Here is an 18077-nt window from a genome sequence, read left to right on the forward strand (position 1 = left end):
CACCTAGACCCAATTCAATTAAATAGGAATTTGCTAGGCGGTGGTAACCATATCGACTGCCGACAATGAAGGGAATATGAGTCAGGCCAGGATGATGATGAAGAACACTTGGCGGCCGCATTCGCACTCCAAAATGTTGCGACATAGTCACACCTCCATTCCGATGAAAATCAGCATAGGAAAGCCCAAAGCCAAATTCAAGTTGCTGCTAGCAATCTGCGTAAAAAGAACATAATAGAATAAAGCATCGGTTGTATTGCACCTGCACCCGATTTAATGGCTTGTGCCAAGCCGCTGCGCGTCAGCGGCTTTTTTGCGCTTACGCACTTCACCTATTTGCAAACGATAAATCTCACTCAATAGAGGTACATCATGGAGCAATTCGAACGAGTCTCATACTATAAAGAACATGAGGTATATGTGAAATGCGTGCACATACGCGAGGGCTGGTCCATCGAGGAAGTTAAGGTAAAAAAGCAGGGCACAGTTCTTCTACCCCAGCTATCCCATCCTTTCCGATTTTTTCAAACCGAGCATGCTGCCGAAACGACTGGGCTAGATCACGCGCGTCAATTCATTGACCGCATTCTTAGTGGCCGCGTTGGTAATGCGTAACTAAGACAGCAACTGAGCCTATGTCGACGGTGTTAGAAGTCGGCTTTTGGCCGATTGCAGAAATCCCAAGAATGGGAATCCATCGAATAGCGTCAGCCATCGAGAGAGGTGGCCGCCCGCCCCATTTACTTTTGCGACGCCATGAAACGCTCTACCTCCTCTTTCGCTCGAGCTAAAGATTGACCAAAGCGATCTTCGTTTGATGGAATCGAGTCCAGCATGAAAAATGTTGGGAACCGCCGCTCAACATAGCTTTTCGCCAGATCCGTTCCTATTTCAACAATTTTAGCTATTTGTCCAGAGCTCAGGATGTTCCCTTCACGCGACATTTGTGCCAAGACGGTATCCGCTCTAGCGCGAAGTCGTTCTTTGGTACATTTGGTTCTTAAGTAAAGATCTGCGATCTGGAAGTACCAATCCTCCGCCCTAATATTGAGGTATTCCCCTTCTTCTAACTTATGCGCATGCAGGTGCTTTAGGGCAGAATTCACATCACGGCTGGTGATCAGTTCTCTGTAGAAGGCGCGAAATCCACCCAGCAGCTCTGCAGAGTCCACTGAATGCGACGGCCCTATCAACCCGAAACATGGGCTTGGTCCGTCAGGCTTAACGAAACTGAGAGAGTGGCCGCCAAAACATGCTGACATGCAAACTAGCAGATTGAACCCCGTCGCCCTGTTAAGCGAAGCAAAGGGAGTCGAAATTTCCTGCCAAGTTAATGAGGAATCATCTGCAAACGCAAGACCAGTTTTGTCTTGCCATCCATGCATTTCAATCTGAAGAATCGGCACCTCTTCGCTCTTGATGGCTTCAACCGTCAACTGCTCAATCACTTTCAGAAACTCGTCACTTCCTTTCACATTGATCAGGACCGCCTCAGGGACGTCGAGATTATCTTCGCGCAGTCCGTCTATATATTTTTTTAACTCAGTTCCGGTTTCTACTTCATCCTCCTCAAGTGATTGGATAATCGCAATCTTTGAAAATTCGAAGCCTGACATAGTGATCCTTTAATGGTTGGGAGCCGAATCTAATTAGGATGATTCCGCAGTCTTGCTGCCTGGAGGAAAATGGTTTCCATCCAAATTATTAGCCTGTATTGCAAGACCGTTTCTGGCCGCTAGCGGAAATCTTACCGTGTAAAACCTGGTATCAAAAAAACCTCCTCGAGCCGATAGGTCATTTGCGTTGTGTAATCTTTTGGTCTTTCGGCTGTCCAGTTCGACCGAACCAGGATCCTCCACGTCGCCGAACTGGGTGTCCACGACCACCGAAACATGCAATAGCTAGCCGAGTGCAAATGGATCCTAAGCGGCCATGCGTTGTAAATAAGCCTGAGCAATAGCCAGCAGCCCCGTTGGGATCTCAACCGAATCGCTGCCAACCTTAAATTTCAAGCCATTTCCGTCTGAAGTAAAGTTCTCTCGTGGAATGGACCTCATTTTTGCAATAGTCAGTCCAAATGACAAAGCGAGAACGCGACACAAGACGCTATCTTGTACGTGTTCCGGTCCTTCCGCATTCACCATATCCAATAGCTTGCGCAGCCGAACCACGGTAGCGGGTGTCTTGGTTCTGATATTGAGAATGCGGCTTTGAGGTGGTATCACCGCCTTCCATCCACGAACCTCTGAGCAAAATCCAACGAATCTGAGTAGATTCGAGTACGCACCCGGATGCCGCAAAAGGTGGCGCTGTGCCTGATTTTCTGTCCAACCCGAGGGACCGATCTTAATCTCGGCACAAAAGGTTGCCGCCGTTGCGATATAGAGCCGGCGGGTCCGTGTTGAGATATCAAGCCCATCTAACCAAGAGGCGTATTCTTTCAGTAAGGGCCCCCAAGGTTTCCCGCCATGCTCCGCCAGCTTCACTTTAATCCGATCTCGATCTGCCGCGTCCTCCCGCGAAGATTGAGAGACCTTAATTGACAGCGCTTCTTCCAAATAGCGTCTCACAAGCAAGTGCTTACGCAGGGTTGCGGTTCCGAAATCACGCAACAACGTATCGGGAGAGATCTCCACAATCTCTGCGTATGTGGCATCAAGGCGCTGTAGCATGGGTTGATGAGCCTGGTACAACTTAGCGAGACCCGGACTATCTTTCTTCCGCTCCCAAAGCGAATGAGCGAAATTGACGCAAAAATCCTTGGCCCATGCATGATCTAGCGTTGCGGCCAGCATCGCTGCGTCCTTCAGTATCCGGTCTTTATTGATGCAAGGCCGGCATTTTGCATTGCCGGCGCCTGGCAGAGTGGTATTGCAACCAGGGCATGCGTGAGTGATCTCTTGTCCTGGAACACACTGAGCGCAGTAGGGACTATTTGCGTCCGTATAGCCGGCAACCTTTCTGGATTTCCTACAAACGGAGCACGTCTTGCAACTGGCGCTGTTGCGGCATCGATCACAGATCTTCGCGTGAATGCCCATTTGGGGCATAGACGAAAGCCGCGTTGACGGTCGACCGCACTGCTCACAAGGCCGAGGTTCTCGGAAGTAGGGAGTACAGCTGGGGCACACAGGCATGCCCGCGCTGATCATCCCGGACTTTCCGATAATCGGCTTGCTACAACGCTGGCATGTCCGGCCTTCCAGGCTGCATTTACGACAAATTGCGTCTTCATGACTATTTTTATGCACACGCGCGGATGCGCCACAGCGGAGACACGCCCGCGAGACGAAATGCCTCTTGTAGCAGGTTGCGCAAAAGTCTTTGCCATCCCATATGCGATGCGCCTTCTGAATCGTATCGCCACATCCATCACAGTAGCGACCGTACTTCTTATCGATACTCATGCGCTACCTCCGGCCGCTGCCAAAAGGATACGAGCACGATTTGCACGCCATCCTTCATTCTTGTGTCGGGCGATACGCTGAAGAGCGAGACGGACGGGCACCGTCTTTCGTGATCGAGTTCGACGGCTGCCTGTGGGGAGGAGGGAAAGAGTTTGGGCGAGCCACGCGGGAATGGCCTCCCGTTTATCAAATGAGCTCTGATTCAGTTTTATGTCTGACGCCAGTTCCAATAGCTGCTCAGGCCATTGATCCAACAGCCCCGAAATCGCAAGACTCTGCTCTGCGCGTACGGCAAGTCGCTCATGCTCGAAACGAGCCCCCTTACAACAACTGGCAAAGCCGGGAAAATTGATTTTTTGGTCGGAAGAGGCCAACTTTAGTTTGATAGTCCGGAAAAGCAAGGAGAGCCCTTGGAAAAATGAGGCGCTTTCAATTGTAGCGCCTCCAACAGAGGTCACTCCGGCGAGGAGCGCATTCATGAGATATAGCTGCCCACGCTGCCGCTTCTCTAAACCAGCATCAGAGCCACTAGCTGAATTTACCAGCGGATATCCGCACTGCCAACAATTGCAGAGCAATGCATCGTTTCGATGAAAACACACTGGGGCAAGGCATCGTCCGCAACAATCCGCTAGTGAACAACCGTGTTCCAGGCACGTTGTCACAAATGACAGGCGCCACTCCTTTTTAAATATCCCATCAGCAGCAAGGCATTGAGGGCAAAATTGCAGACCAAATCGATGGCGAATACGATGAAAAATCCCGATCGAGCTAATCCACGGATCAGTTCCAGGTGCGATTGGTGGCTGCATGCCAGTACCGCATACCACACGGCGCCATTGGTTTAGCGTCAGGTCGCCGACCTGTTCAGGAGATAGGGATGCATGCTGGGATAGTTGAAACAAGAAGTCGATGCCGGCGGAACGATCGATATCACGGTTCCAGATACAAACACGCGGGAAGTGGAATGAGCAAAAGCGATATGGATTTATGCCATGAGCATGAGCAGTTCGAACTAAATAAGAGCTAAGTAGCTCGGAGGGACCTGGTTGAGTGCGAATCACCCATGGCCGGGGAGCGCTCATATGGTTCTGGCGACCTCGTCCCAGCCCTCCGGACCAGTCCACTTTACAGAATCAAGAACGTCTCCTGTGATTTGCTCGATGCCGTTTTCGATGGCATAAGCACCCGCATTCTTAAGTAGCTTCACAGTCGCGCCAAGAGTGTCACCACACATGCCGTAGATCTTCATGCCGATCGGACGAGAGATCAAATCTGACGGCTTGGCGAGCGGAAGTAAGGTTTCGTAGCTTGCCAAAAATCGTAAATAGTCTGCATTTAATGGCCAACGTGGCAACGCAAGAGGTTCGAATCGATTCTTCATTTGCGGATCTGTGTTGAGCGCATTGATGGCCTCCGAGGTGCCCGCTGCAACAATGGATAGCTTGAGATCGTTGCTTATACCTTTAATAGCAGCCAGGATATCCGCAGCACGCTTCCCCATGTTTTGAAGATTATTGAATTCATCGATCACCAGAATCCGTACTTGCGCATATTGCAGGGCAGATTTGGCTTCTCGCTTCTTCAAGTGTGGCGGGTCTTTTTCCCGGTGAGAAATGCCTAGTTGCCATAAGATCGTTGACCAAAGCTCGCCCTCGTCCGGCGTCTCCGGCATATCGAAGCTAAGTACAGGCATCACAGGGTCACCGGACGCGGTTACCTGTCCAGGACAGCGATTAAGAAAGCGCTCAAGAATAGCGCTTTTGCCATTGCCGCCTCTGCCAACAACAAGGATGCTCGGCATGCGCATTGTCCTGGGATAGATCAGTAGCTCATCGAGTTTGTTGAGCACCCACTCCGCACGCGTATAACCGATCCATTTGTCTTGTCGGCAAAATTCAATTCGCTCAGCTGTCGTTAGATACATAGCATCAGCCGTATCTGCTGAGAGATGTGGAAATTGAGGGTTTTTCTGGGCTTGAGTATTCATCGCTGCGAGGTGACCTGATCGAATGGCAGAATTTCCATGGCGAATGGGTCGTCTGCGGCGGCACTGGCCGGCTCTTTCTGAGGCTTCGCAGCGGCGGCCGTATGGCCGGGTACAGCCGCGCTGGCGGGTCGAGATTCGCTTGCAGGATTTCGCGCCTGCTGTCGTCGAGCCGCCTTGGTGGTCGCGACCGCTTGTTCCACGCGAGTCCGCATGCGCTCTATGGCCGCAAAAATACGATCTTCGTCAATATCGTCTTCACTCTGCTTCTTAAGAATTGCCAAGACATGGCGCAGCTCCCAAATTGTGATCGGGGGATGTCCAATATTGCGATATGGAATCTCTATATAGCGATTGTCAGCGGGGTCGAGGAAATAGATCTTGGAGATGTTCGATGGATGTCGTCGGACGAGGAAATCGCGCTTTCTGTCCGGCGCGTCGGGATCCGCTGCATTGATATAGCGATCAAGGGCTCGACTGTAGTAGAAGATGTTGTCGATCTGAATACCGTAACGCTGGACGGTACGCTCGAAAAACGGCATAAAGTCAATTTCGATACGAACAGGGTTTTCAGGGATTGGCATAGACCCAGTTCCCATCGATTGGCCATCTCCATTGACGCCAAGCTCCCACCGCTTCGCAGGCGACATACCCAGTGCACTATGCCTGCGCTGGTGATAGATATTGACGATGAAATCTACCAACTTTTGCTCATACTCTCGCACGGTCAATGCGGCCTCAGCGTCTGAATCGTAGCCTACGCGCTGCTCCGGTTTGGAGAATGTGGCACCTGGCAGTTTTCGATCATGATTTCCGACATTGCCCATCATTCGCTCAATGTGCCCACCGAAATTAGGTGTCTTAACGGGGCGCCATTGCACGTCAATACCGTATTCGTCGGCGCCTCGCTCCAACGCCATAGAGCGGAACTCCTTAGCGTTATCAACATAGACAATCGCCGGCACGCCCCAAACACCCCAGTCGCCAGGTACATCAAGTTGCGCTAGATACTCGCGCTTTGTGCAAATCCCGCGGGCCATGCATATTCCTACTGCCGAAGCATCTGGTCGCTCGAAGGAAATGAAAAGGCCGACGACCATTCGGCTGAAAGTATCAATGGCCAGCGTAAGCCAAGCGCGTCCAATGGGTTGGCGATATTTTTCGTCGACAAGCACAACGTTGGTCGGCGTGTGATCGATCTGAACGGCGGCGAGGGGATAGGTACCATCGGAGAAATTCCCCTGTATCGGGCCATATTTGTCACGCGCCTTGTCTCTGAAGCCACGTGCACGCAAAGTGGAAGCTGGCTTAAGAGCCGCCAAACGATTGCGAACAGTGTTGGCATGCGGCGGCACCACTTTCGCCAGACGACAGCGGCGAAAAACCTCATCGACGACATCTTGCGGAGTGCCTCGCTGCTTGGTCAGATATTCGTCTTGGATAGCAGAGGAAATGATGGTTTCCAGATGCTCTTCCAGGAACGTTGTACCTGTTTTTCTCCCTCGCTTACTTGGGATGAGCACAGAAACATGCCCAGCGGATTGAAACAGGTTCAGCCATTTGTATAGCGTGGCCGCATGAACGCCATGTTCTTTCGCAATGATCTCGACGCGAGCGCGCGTACGAATGGGCTCCTGGAGAAGCGGTTTAATTGCCTTGAGGCGCCGCTGTGCTTCAGCCCATTCTTCGTTGGAGTATTGCAAGCTGTCCGGGGCGGCGACTTCGTGCTTTTCGTCGCTTTCACCTTTTTCTTGCAGGATCTTGAGGGCATCAATGAACAGACGCTTGGATTCTTTCGTTTCCAAATCCTCCGCGACGACGCTATTTGCGGAGATCAAGTGCGTCACTCTGTAACCACGTCCCTCACACTGAACCAACGTGCCAACATCAACTTGGAAGAAGTTTCTGGAAATTCCGACCATGTCAGACTCCTGGCAGCCAAATAGCGGAATGCATCGACATTGGACGATCTAGCATGGCCGCGATTCGGCGATGCGCGATCAAACGCCAAAGGAAGGGCATCGCAATTTGCTGAGATTCGCGGGTATTGTAGGAAGCAGCAAGGAGCGCTTGAGGCGTAGTCGGCCCGAGTGCTTTCAACGAAAACAGAAGTTGCTCTTCAGTAATTTTCTGAGGTACGAGTGCGGCGTAACGGCGGAAGAAGATTGCATTTGCCAGGTAAGGCGTGCGCACCTCCAGCTCGGTCATAATTTTGAAGCGCCAATCATTCGCACGGCAAAGCTCGACTGCCGCACGAAAGCGTGGTCGAAATTCTTTCCATATTTCTTTGAGTTCACTGCGGAATTTGAGCTCATAGACGACGATCTTCGCGCCGTACGCTGGCGTTTCGCGTTCAACAAGCACATCTGGCGTATAGGTTCGAACTACACCCTCATACTCATATGACATGGTGAACGGCTGAACCGTGACCGATTTGACGTCGGGATCGAAAGCTAAGCATTTAAGCCAGTCACGTTCAAGAGCGGACTCATGATGAGCTCGCCCTCCCGCAGGCATAGAAACTCGCCCGGTAATGCCGCGATAGCTCATCTTGAGCGCACGAACCGGCTCTTTGCAATCCAGTCGCGTAATTATTGCAGTTTTCAATCCAGTCGCCCCTAAAGCTATTTTTGAGTCGCCGTATAGTTTGTGAATATTGCCCTTCCGCAAGAGGAGAGTCAAGTATTTACAGTCGCCTCAATAAATAGAAATGACAGCGGCAGCACGCCGCGTCCGGGAGAAATTTCGCTGGCCCATCACGGGGTGCTGTTCCTCGACGAATTGCCTGAATACAACAGGCATGTGCTGGAAGTCTTGCGCGAGCCGATGGAGTCGGGATGCATCACCATCTCCCGTGCCGCGCGCCAGGCTGAGTTTCCGGCGCGCTTTCAACTGCTGGCGGCGATGAACCCTTGTCCGTGCGGCTATTTCGGCCATGAGAGCGGCAAATGCCGCTGCTCGCCCGATGCCATCACGCGCTACCAGGGCCGCCTGTCCGGTCCGCTGCTCGACCGCATCGATCTGCAAGTATTGGTCGGCGCCTTGCCTGCGCACGAGCTCGCGGCCGCAACGGCAGGAGAAACCTCCAAGGCCATTGCCGCGCGTACCGCATTGGCCTTGAACCTGCAGCAACAGCGCCAATGCAAACCCAACAGCCGGCTCGCCCCCCAGGAAATCGACCTGCACTGCCGCCCGGACCAAGCCGGCGACGAACTGCTATACGCTGCCATGGCCAGGCTGAACTGGTCTGCCCGCGCCTATCACCGCGTGCTCAAGGTGGCCCGCACTATCGCCGACCTGGCCGGAGCGGCGCAGGTGCTGCAGCCGCACATTGCGGAAGCCATCCAATATCGGCGTGCGCTACGCAATAACTAAGCCGTTTCCCGGTTGCAACACAGCAAACATACTGCATCCCAGCAATTTCCCCGTCTTCCCGCCCATTAAAAAGTGGGGAAAAAACGCCCCTTATTCCCCGCTTAGAATCGCTCAGATAGCCCCGATACTCATCAGGATCTGGAGGGGATGCGCCGCTCTGTGGGGAGACGGCATCTCACGCCTTCGCCAAGTTTGGATCGACCGATCGTAAAGGGGGAAGCACATGTTCAAGTCCATCAAGACGCGTATCATGTTTTTCAGTATCGCCTTGCTGGTAGCCAGCCTGGCAGTAGTAGGCGCGGTGTCGTTCTTCATCATCAAAATCGACAATGACCGCACCGTCGACCGCAATGCGCATGCCGTGACAGACGGCTTTGCTTCCGCCATCAACGAATGGGTCGCCTCCAAGGCCGCGATGACCGCAGCAGCAGCCGACGGCGTGCTCAATGCCGATCCGGTATTTGTCATCCAGCAATTGCAAAAAAGCGGCGGCTTCTATGTCACCACCTTCGGCAAGGAAGACAAGACTGCCTTCACCTCCAGCGCCGATGGCCTGCCGCCCGGCTACGATCCAACCCAGCGCGCGTGGTATCTGCAGTCGGTGAAAGCCGGCAAGCCGGTCGTGACCAAACCCTATACCGATGTGGCGACCAAGAAACCGATGGTGTCCTTCACCGCCCAGGTGAAAAAGGATGGCGCCATGGTCGGGGTGGTCGCGGCGGCGGTGTTCCTGGACGGCGTGAGCGAAGTGGTGCGCTCGATCCACCCGACCCCGGCCAGCTTCGCCTTTCTGGTTGACCGTGACGGCCTGATGCTGGCGCACCCCGAGGCGCAATGGGTCAACAAGCCGGCCAAGGAATGGAACCCCGAGCTGACCACCGAAAGGCTTAACGCCATTTCAGGCGAAGACAAGTCGATCAAGATGCAATTGAACGGCGCCACCAAGCTGGTGCGCCCGGTACCGATCAAGGGCACCGAATGGACCCTGATCCTGGCCATGGATGAAGCCGACGCCAACGCCGGCATGCGCAACGCCATGCAATCGGCGATCGTGGCGCTGCTGATTGTGGCGCTGGCGGCGGCAGCCATCATGAGCGTGCTCACCACCGCCGTATTCAAACGCCTGTCGCGGGTACGCAATGCCATGGACAGCGTCGCCTCGGGCAATGGCGACCTGACCATGCGCCTGCCGGAAGACGGCGCCGATGAAGTGACCCAGATCTCGCACTCGTTCAACCAGTTCGTCACCAAGATCACGACCATCCTGCTGGACATCCGCAACAGCAGCGATACCGTCAAGGTGTCTTCGGCCGAGATCGCTACCGGCAACCAGGACTTGTCGGCGCGCACCGAGCAACAAGCCGGCGCACTGGAGGAGACGGCCTCGGCGATGGAACAGCTCACCTCCACCGTCAAGCAGAATTCCGACAACGCGCGGCGCGCCAACGAGCTGGCGGCAACCGCCTCCAATATCGCCACCCAGGGCGGGGAAGTGGTGGGCAACGTGGTGGCGACCATGGATGCCATCAACGCCTCTTCGCAAAAGATCGCGGACATCATCGGCGTCATCGACGGCATCGCCTTCCAGACCAATATCCTGGCGCTCAATGCGGCCGTGGAAGCGGCGCGTGCCGGCGAGCAGGGGCGCGGTTTCGCCGTCGTGGCATCGGAAGTGCGCAGCCTGGCCCAGCGCAGCGCCCAGGCCGCCAAGGAGATCAAGGACCTGATCGACACCTCGGTCGCCAAGGTAGCCGACGGCGGCGTACTGGTGGCCAAGGCCGGCCAGACCATGACCGAGATCGTCAGCAGCATCCGCAGCGTCAACACCATCGTCGGCGAAATCGCCAATGCCAGCATCGAGCAAAGCGCCGGCATCGACGAAGTCAACCTGGCCATCACCCACATCGACGAAGGCACACAGCAAAATGCCGCCCTCGTGGAACAGGCGGCGGCGGCAGCGCAATCGCTGCAAGACGAGGCCTCGCGCCTGGCCACCATCGTCGGCGGCTTCAAGATGCACTGAAACCACAATCCATGCACAAGGGGCAACCGCAAGGTTGCCCCGGCCCCCGCCGATCAGCGCGCCGGCAACACGCGCCGCGCCACCGACCACAGTATCAGCAGGAAGGCCAGCAGCCCGAGCCACTGCCCGATGCCGTCGAAAGCGCCCGCCGCCAATGCCAGCGGCGCATCCTTGCCGGTGAAGCCGATCACCGCCGCCAGCAGCACGCCTACCAGGCTCTCGCCCACAATCAGCCCCGACGCCACCAGGATGCCGCGCTGGCGCGGCCTTTCCGCATAGTCGTCAAATTCCTTGCCAACCACGGCGGCGCGCTTGCGCAAGCGTCCATCGATCAGCCATCCCAGCACCGCACCGAAAAACAGCGCCATGCTCACCGTCGGCGGCAGGTAGATGCCGATGCCGACCGCCAATACCGGCAGGCGCGCCACGCCGCCACGGCGTGCCAGCAGCCAATCCACCACGATCAGCACGATGCCCAGCGCCACCCCGATCACCAGCATGGTCCAGTTCAATTCACGGGTGAAGATGCCGGTGGCGATGGCCGTCATCAGCGTGGCCTGCGGCGCAGCCAAGGCCTGCGCTGCGTCCATGCCTTCGCGCGGCAGCGCGCCGGTGAAACCGTAGGCGTTGTAGAGCAGGTTCAATACCGGCGGGATGATGGCCGCACCCACTGCGCAACCGACCAGCAGCGCCACCTGCTGGCGCCAGGGAGTGGCGCCGACCAGTTGGCCGGTCTTGAGGTCCTGCAGGTTGTCGTTGGCGATCGCAGCTACCGCGATGATGGCGGCGGTGACGAACAGTGCGATGGCAATCGCCAGCTTGCTGCCCTGCGGCGTGGCCAGCAATGAGTCGACCGCCCCCGACGCCAGCAGCAGCAGGGACACCAGGATCACCGCGATAATGCCGATGCCGGAAATCGGGCTGGATGACGACCCGATCAGGCCCGCCATGTAGCCGCACGCCGCCGCCACCAGGAAACCGAAGATGAAGGCAAATACCACGGCATACACGATCAGCCCGACGAACAGCGCGGATGACACCGGCGCATCCGACAGGAACGAGGCGAACACCACCGCCAGCAGGGCAATCATGGCCAGGCTGATGGCGATGATCCAGGCCGGCGGCATGTCCCGGTCGGTCCGTTCGCCGCTGCCCTGCTGGCGCCGCGACAGGGTCGACAGCGACACCTTCACGCCGTCCACCATCGGCTTGAACAGCGTCGCCAGCGTCCATACCGCCGCCACGCCGATCATGCCGGCGCCCATGAAACGCACTTGGCTGCTCCAGATGCCGTTGGCGAAAGCGGACAAAGCCGTGCCGGCGTCGCGCGGCGTGACTGCGGTCAGGTAAGGCACGGCGATGCCCCATGCGATCACCAGGCCGATCAGAATAGCGACACCGGAGACGATGCCGATCATGTAACCCGCTCCCACCAGCGCCAGCGAAAATCCCACCGGCAAACGCAGCACCGATGCGCCGGCCGAAAACCACAGGTTCATGTTCTCGGCAAATACCCTGAAACCGCTGGCCGCCAGGCTGAAACCCGCCGACAGCGCGCCGCCGAACAGGATATCGCGCAGGCCGCGCCGGGTTTCCTCGCCGCCATCGGCATCGGCACTGCCCACGCGCAGGATCTCGGCTGCCGCCACGCCTTCGGGGTAAGGCAAATCGCCTTGCACCACCATCACGCGACGCAGCGGGATCGAAAACATCACGCCCAGCATGCCGCCGGCGGCGCAGATCCCCAGCGTCTGCCAGAACGGGAAGCCATGCCAGTGTCCCATCATCACCAGTCCAGGCAGGATGAAGATGATGGCGGAAAGCGTGCCCGCGGCCGATGCCTGGGTTTGCACCATATTGTTTTCAAGGATGTTGGCGCCGCTGAAAAGGCGCAGCACCGCCATCGAGATCACTGCCGCGGGGATCGCCGAAGAAAAGGTCAACCCGACCTTGAGCCCGAGATAGACGTTCGATGCCGTGAACACCACCGTGATCAGGGCCCCCAGCACCATGCCGCGCAAGGTCAGTTCGGGCAGGCCAGTTCCATTGTCATGAGACATGTCGCGATCCTTTATCGATGTGAATCGATTCTTATACCGCAAGAATCGACCTATCACTGTCAGACAAAATCCGATTTTTTCATGGTGATGCCATGCCTTCCCCGACACCCACCGGAACCACGCTGGAGTTTTGCTATGATCCCCTGTTCCGGTCCCGCGGCCACAACTTCATACAACCATGCGCAGATTCCACATCGCTCAGCGCGCCGGCGCGCTGCTTGCCTTCTCGCTGCTCGCCCTGCCTGCCCTGGCGCAGGACGACACCAGCAAAGCACTCAATCCCTATTCTTCCGATGTCAAGAAGGCATTGGCGCCGTTGCCGGGAGAGAATCCACGCCCCGGCCTGGACACCAATGGCAACGAAAACGCCGCCTGCCGCGAATTGCGCCTGAAGATCGAACGCGCACGCAGTACCCCGCCGCCACAATACGACGTTTATCCCGAAGCGCCGCTGCGCGATGGCCGGCGCGACTCCAATTCTGTACCGCTCCCGATCCCGGGCAGCGTCACCGCCTCCACCTCGCGCGGTACCTTCCTCAAGCCCGGCGGCAATGACTATGGCCAGCTCGGCCAACTGGAAACGCGCTATATCAACGAATGCCGCTGATGAACCAACTGCGCCACACAATTCTCCTGCCGGTATTGGCAACCCTGACGCTGGGCGCCTGCTCGCCCAAATACAACTGGCGTGAAAGCAGCGACAACGGCGCGCACTTCGTGGTGCTGCTGCCCGGCAAACCCACCAGCGCGACGCGTACGGTCGACCTCGACGGCCCCAAGGTCGAGATGAGCATGATCGCTACCGAAATCGACGGCACCACTTTCGCGGTCGGCACGGCCGAGCTGGCCGACAATGCCGCCGCCAGCCGCGCGCTGGACGCGATGGGCACGGCCCTGCTCAACAACATCGGCGGCAAGGCCATCGACAGGGCACCTCTGCCGGGCAAGACCGAGGGCTTCTCCCGCACATTGGAGTTGGATGCGCAAGGCATGGCACGCGGCCGCCCGCTACGGCTGGTGGCGCGGCTGGCCTCGAAAGACAGGCGCATCTATCAGGTGTTGATCCTGGGCGACCAGCATGCCGTCACTGAAGAGAATATCGAAACCTTTTTCTCTTCTTTCAAACCAATATGACGCACAACGACGTGTATCCTGCCAGCCGGGCAAGTATGCGTAATGCCTCCCGATCCGGATGAAGGTGGCCACAAAGTGTTACGAACTATTTCAGCCCCTACGTTCGGATGACAAAGGCCCAAACTGGGTAGTATTCTAGGAACTGATCCGGACGGCGACATTGTCCGCAGCCCATTTCCCGATGGCCCGGCGCGGCCTGACAGCGCGCTTGGCCACATTGACAAAATCGTTTTAAATCAAAGACTTCAGAGGAAATATGCTGATCACATTCAAATCAAAAGCGGCCGCCGATGTAGTGATGTACGAGTCGCATGCCAAACCCATCCTGGACATGCTGCACAAGGACGTCGCCCGCGGCGTGATCACGGCAGCCGAATCCGGCGACGCCATCGCCCTGCTGGAAAGGCAAATCACCGCCAGCAAGGCGCATGAAGCGGTCGAAATGCTGGAGCGCGACATCAACGCCCATCACAACGCCAATACCGACGACCACAATCACGAAAAGATCGAGCCGGTGAGCTTCTCGGCGCGCGCCTACCCGCTGCTGGACATGCTGCGCGAAGCCAAGAAGGGCGATTACGACATCCTGTGGGGCGTCTGAGCTTTCCGTCTTGAGCGACGATGCGCCGACGGTTTCGCCGGCGCAAAAACAAACGGCTGCCGCAGTCATCCACTGCGACAGCCGTTTTGCATTTGGAACCGGGATTTCCCGCCGGCTTTATTTCCGCCCGCGCAATTCGGTGAGGTAATACAGCAGCGCCACAAACGGGAAGGCAAACCCCATCCAGGCCACGCCGGTCCAGCCGGTTTGCGCATACATCCAGCCGCCCAGTGCGGAACCAACCGCGCCGCCGGCGAAGAAGGTAGCCATGAACAAGCCGTTCAGCCGGCTGCGGATCTCGCCGCCAAGCGCATAGATGGCGCGCTGGCTCAGGACCAGATTGGCCGATACCGCAAAGTCCAGCAGGATCGCCGCCAGCAGCAACATGGCCAGCGAAAAATCGCGTCCGCCATGCATCAGGAGCGGCAGCAAAAAAGACAGCGCCCCGCACAGCAAGGCCACGCCAGTGGCCGGACGGCTCCAGCCGCGGTCGGCCATGCGCCCGGCAACCGGTGCGGCGATCACGCCAATCACGCCGGCGAAGGCGAACAGGGCGATGCCCTTTTGCGACATGCCGAATTCAGGGCTGGCCAGCCACAATGGCGAAGCGGTCCAGAACAGGCTGAACGATGCGAACAGCATGGCATGGTAGAGGGCGCGGCGGCGCAATATCGGCGTTGTCTTCACCAGCGTCCACATCGAACCCAGCAGGGCGCCGTAGTGCATGCCGGCAGGCGGGCGGCGCTGCGGCAGGTAGCGCGACAGCACCACGGTCAGCATGGCCACCAGGGCTGCCGACAGGCCAAAGATGGTATGCCATCCGAACAAGTCGGCCACCAGGCTGGCCAATGGGCGGGCCAGCAAAATACCGAGCAACAAGCCGCTCATGACACTGCCCACCGCACGCCCGCGGGTATGCGGCAGCGAGAAGTGGGCCGCATAGGGCACCAGCACCTGGGCGCCCACCGACGACAAGCCGATGACCAGCACCGACACCAGCAACTGCGTGGCGCTCTGCGCGAAGGCCGCTCCCACCAAACCAAGGCAGGTCGCCACCAGCCCGGTCAGAACCAGCTTGCGGTTCTCGAACAGGTCGCCCATCGGTACGATGAACAGCAGGCCCAGGCCGTATCCGATCTGCGTCAGCGTCACGATCAGGCCGGCAGCGGCGGGCGAGATCCCGGTCGCGCGGCTGATCGGGCCGATCAGCGGCTGGGCGTAATAAAGGTTGGCGACGATGATGCCGCAGGCGGCGGCCAGCAGTATCACCATCCAGCGGGGAATATCCTGTTGCGGCGCGGTATCTGCCGTGGCGGCTTGCATATTGTCTGATTTCCTTGGCGTGTGGCGTCCGGGTTTCCGGGAGGCAGCCACTTTAGCGGAACTCGTACATTCCTGCCGGAGAGATCCCGAACGGTTCTCACGCTTGCCGCCACCGCACCCGCTACAATGCAGGTCTTCCGAATCCCGCCTGCCCGCCATGAATGCACTCGGCATCACCGACTTCAGCCTGTTCTGCCTGGCCGTTTTCCTGCTGAACCTGACGCCTGGGCCCGACACCGCCTACATCATCGGCCGCAGCGTGGCGCAGGGCCGCGCCGCCGGAGTAGTGTCGGCGCTGGGGATCTCTTTCGGCTGCTGCTTTCACACGCTGGCCTCGGCATTCGGCCTGTCGGCGCTGCTGGCGGCCTCCGCCACCGCTTTCCTGGCGATCAAGCTGGCCGGCGGCCTTTACCTGATCTACCTCGGCATCAGACTGGTCTGGCAAAAAGAGACGGCCGGCAACACCAGTGTGCCGCGTCCGGCGCCGCTGTCCCTGCCCGCCGTTTTCTGGCAGGCCACCCTGACCAATGTGACCAATCCCAAGGTCATCCTGTTTTTCCTGTCCTTTTTCCCGCAATTCGTGGCCCGCGATGCGCCGCGCCAGGCACTGGCCTTCCTGGTGCTGGGCATGGCGTTCATCACGCTGTCCACGCTATGGAATAGCTTCACCGCGCTGGTCGCTGGTACACTGGCGGCCCGCGCCGGCCGCCGGCCACAGTTCAAACGCTGGGCCGAACGTATCGTCGGTAGCGCTTTCGTGGCCTTGGGCATCCGCCTGGCCCTCAGCAAGAGTTGACGTGATCCAAATTTCCCTTATTTCCCCGTCGGCCAAGGCCGATTCGCTGGCTTACCAGTTGGCCTACGCCGCCCAGGCAGTCGCCGGCGTGCGTGCCGGCACCGCGCTGCCGCAGGCGCTGGCCCAGATTTTTGCCCGCATCGACAAGCAGCCGCAGGCGCGCGGCGCGATCCAGGACATCAGCTACCGCGCCATGCGCCGCCTCGGCATCAGCGATGCCCTGCTGGCGCTGCTGGCCAACAAGCCGCCGCAGCCAGAGGTATTGCGTGGCCTGCTCGATTGCGCGCTGGCGCTGCTGGTGGATGAAGACGAGGCCGGCTACGACAGCTTCACCGTGGTCGACCAGGCGGTCGAAGCGGCAGCCATCAGCCCGGACATGAGCTTCGCCAAGGGCGTAGTCAACGCCATCCTGCGCCGCTTCCTGCGCGAGCGTGCGAACCTGATGCCGCTGGCCGTCAAGACCCCGCCCGGCACCTGGAATTACCCGACCTGGTGGATCGACCGCATGAAAGCTGCCTATCCCGAGGACTGGCAGCGCATCCTGCATACCGGCAACCAGGCGCCGCCGCTGACGCTGCGCGTGAACCGCCGCCAATCCACGGTTGAACAATATCTCGCGTCGCTGGCCGCGGCCGGCATGCCCGGCCGTCAGGTCGGCCCATCGGCAGTGCGCCTGGACAAGCCGGTGCCGGTACAACAGATCCCCGGCTTCGCCGAGGGCGTGGTGTCGGTGCAGGATGCCGCTGCTCAGCTGGCTGCGCCACTGCTGGAAGTGGCCGACGGCATGCGCGTGCTGGACGCCTGCGCCGCCCCCGGCGGCAAGACCGGCCATCTGCTGGAGCTGGCCGACATCGAACTGGAAGCGCTGGACCACGATCCGCGCCGCCTGACTCGCATTGATGAGAACCTGCAACGCCTGGGCCTGCGCGCCAAGCTCATCGCCGGCGACGCCCGCCAGGGCGCACAAGGCGGCGGCTGGTGGGATGGCCGGCCTTTCGACCGCATCCTGGCCGACGTGCCTTGCACCGCCTCGGGCATCGTACGGCGCCACCCCGATATCCGCTGGCTGCGCCGCAAGACCGACACCGCACAGCTTGCAACACTTTCTGCGCAAATTTTAGACAACCTTTGGCAGATGCTTGGGCCGGATGGTAAATTGCTGCTCGTAACATGCTCGCTGTGGCCGCAAGAATCGGAGCAGCAGGCACTTGCCTTCGCGCAAAGAAACAATGCCATACGACTGCCAGCCCCAGGCCAACTGTTGCCGACTGCCAGCGCAGAAACCGACCACGATGGCCTGTTTTACGCGCTGTTCCAAAAAACTGGTGCATGAATTTGACGCAATCGGCCCTTCTTCTCTTTAGCTCGCAA

14 protein-coding genes and 1 pseudogene are annotated in these 18077 nt (G+C 58.1%); 7 read left to right on the forward strand and 8 right to left on the reverse strand.

What is annotated here, in order from left to right; all coding sequences use genetic code 11:
• Positions 1–740: 740 nt before the first annotated feature.
• From AKL28_RS13815 to AKL28_RS13835, 6 genes are all read right to left on the reverse strand, one after another.
• Entirely contained in the window at positions 741–1616 is an 876-nt protein-coding gene (locus AKL28_RS13815; RefSeq protein WP_050468743.1) for a hypothetical protein, read from the reverse strand.
• A gap of 306 nt (positions 1617–1922) precedes the next feature.
• Positions 1923–2795 (reverse strand): hypothetical protein, encoded by an 873-nt coding sequence (locus AKL28_RS13820; protein WP_050468744.1) that lies wholly within the window; start codon positions 2793–2795, stop codon positions 1923–1925.
• Between the two features lie 608 nt (positions 2796–3403).
• Complete coding sequence (locus AKL28_RS25380) at positions 3404–4492, reverse strand: TniQ family protein (RefSeq protein ID WP_082221492.1); 1089 nt, start codon at positions 4490–4492, stop codon at positions 3404–3406.
• Positions 4489–5397 carry a TniB family NTP-binding protein gene (locus AKL28_RS13825; RefSeq protein WP_050468745.1) on the reverse strand — a complete coding sequence of 303 codons (909 nt, stop codon included), beginning with the start codon at positions 5395–5397 and terminating at the stop codon, positions 4489–4491. Before AKL28_RS13825 ends, AKL28_RS25380 begins: the two co-directional genes overlap by 4 nt.
• A complete protein-coding gene (locus tag AKL28_RS13830; protein ID WP_050468746.1) occupies positions 5394–7316 on the reverse strand; it encodes a Mu transposase C-terminal domain-containing protein in 1923 nt (640 codons plus the stop codon). Before AKL28_RS13830 ends, AKL28_RS13825 begins: the two co-directional genes overlap by 4 nt.
• Before the next feature lies 1 nt (position 7317).
• Positions 7318–8001: a TnsA endonuclease N-terminal domain-containing protein gene (locus AKL28_RS13835; RefSeq protein WP_197091059.1), complete on the reverse strand. Its 684-nt coding sequence runs from the start codon at positions 7999–8001 to the stop codon at positions 7318–7320.
• 81 nt (positions 8002–8082) lie between these two features.
• Between AKL28_RS13835 and AKL28_RS13840 the strand changes: the two are divergent.
• Positions 8083–8769, forward strand: a pseudogene (locus AKL28_RS13840) (ATP-binding protein); the annotation flags it as partial.
• A 223-nt stretch (positions 8770–8992) separates the two neighbouring features.
• Positions 8993–10792, forward strand: a complete 1800-nt coding sequence (locus tag AKL28_RS13845; protein ID WP_050468748.1) for a methyl-accepting chemotaxis protein — start codon at positions 8993–8995, stop codon at positions 10790–10792.
• Between the two features lie 53 nt (positions 10793–10845).
• On the opposite strand, the gene AKL28_RS13850 is transcribed toward AKL28_RS13845, so the two are convergent.
• Positions 10846–12852 carry an OPT family oligopeptide transporter gene (locus AKL28_RS13850; RefSeq protein WP_050468749.1) on the reverse strand — a complete coding sequence of 669 codons (2007 nt, stop codon included), beginning with the start codon at positions 12850–12852 and terminating at the stop codon, positions 10846–10848.
• A gap of 178 nt (positions 12853–13030) precedes the next feature.
• On the opposite strand from AKL28_RS13850, the gene AKL28_RS13855 reads away from it, so the two are divergent.
• The 3 genes from AKL28_RS13855 to AKL28_RS13865 all read left to right on the forward strand — a co-directional run bounded on the left by AKL28_RS13855 (position 13031) and on the right by AKL28_RS13865 (position 14587).
• A complete protein-coding gene (locus tag AKL28_RS13855; RefSeq protein ID WP_050468750.1) occupies positions 13031–13459 on the forward strand; it encodes a hypothetical protein in 429 nt (142 codons plus the stop codon).
• A complete protein-coding gene (locus tag AKL28_RS13860; protein WP_050468808.1) occupies positions 13459–13986 on the forward strand; it encodes a hypothetical protein in 528 nt (175 codons plus the stop codon). The genes AKL28_RS13855 and AKL28_RS13860 overlap by 1 nt, the downstream gene beginning before the upstream one ends.
• A gap of 256 nt (positions 13987–14242) precedes the next feature.
• Positions 14243–14587 carry a DUF1840 domain-containing protein gene (locus AKL28_RS13865; RefSeq protein WP_050468751.1) on the forward strand — a complete coding sequence of 115 codons (345 nt, stop codon included), beginning with the start codon at positions 14243–14245 and terminating at the stop codon, positions 14585–14587.
• Positions 14588–14704: 117 nt separating this feature from the next.
• On the opposite strand, the gene AKL28_RS13870 is transcribed toward AKL28_RS13865, so the two are convergent.
• Entirely contained in the window at positions 14705–15910 is a 1206-nt protein-coding gene (locus tag AKL28_RS13870; RefSeq protein ID WP_050468752.1) for an MFS transporter, read from the reverse strand.
• Positions 15911–16067: 157 nt separating this feature from the next.
• Here AKL28_RS13870 and AKL28_RS13875 point away from each other — a divergent pair, with 157 nt between their 5' ends.
• Positions 16068–16706, forward strand: a complete 639-nt coding sequence (locus AKL28_RS13875; protein WP_050468753.1) for a LysE family translocator — start codon at positions 16068–16070, stop codon at positions 16704–16706.
• Between the two features lies 1 nt (position 16707).
• A complete protein-coding gene (gene rsmB / locus AKL28_RS13880) occupies positions 16708–18039 on the forward strand; it encodes a 16S rRNA (cytosine(967)-C(5))-methyltransferase RsmB (RefSeq protein WP_050468754.1) in 1332 nt (443 codons plus the stop codon).
• Positions 18040–18077: the final 38 nt, after the last annotated feature.

The organism is Herbaspirillum chlorophenolicum (genome assembly GCF_001189955.1).
GTDB lineage: Bacteria > Pseudomonadota > Gammaproteobacteria > Burkholderiales > Burkholderiaceae_D > Herbaspirillum > Herbaspirillum chlorophenolicum.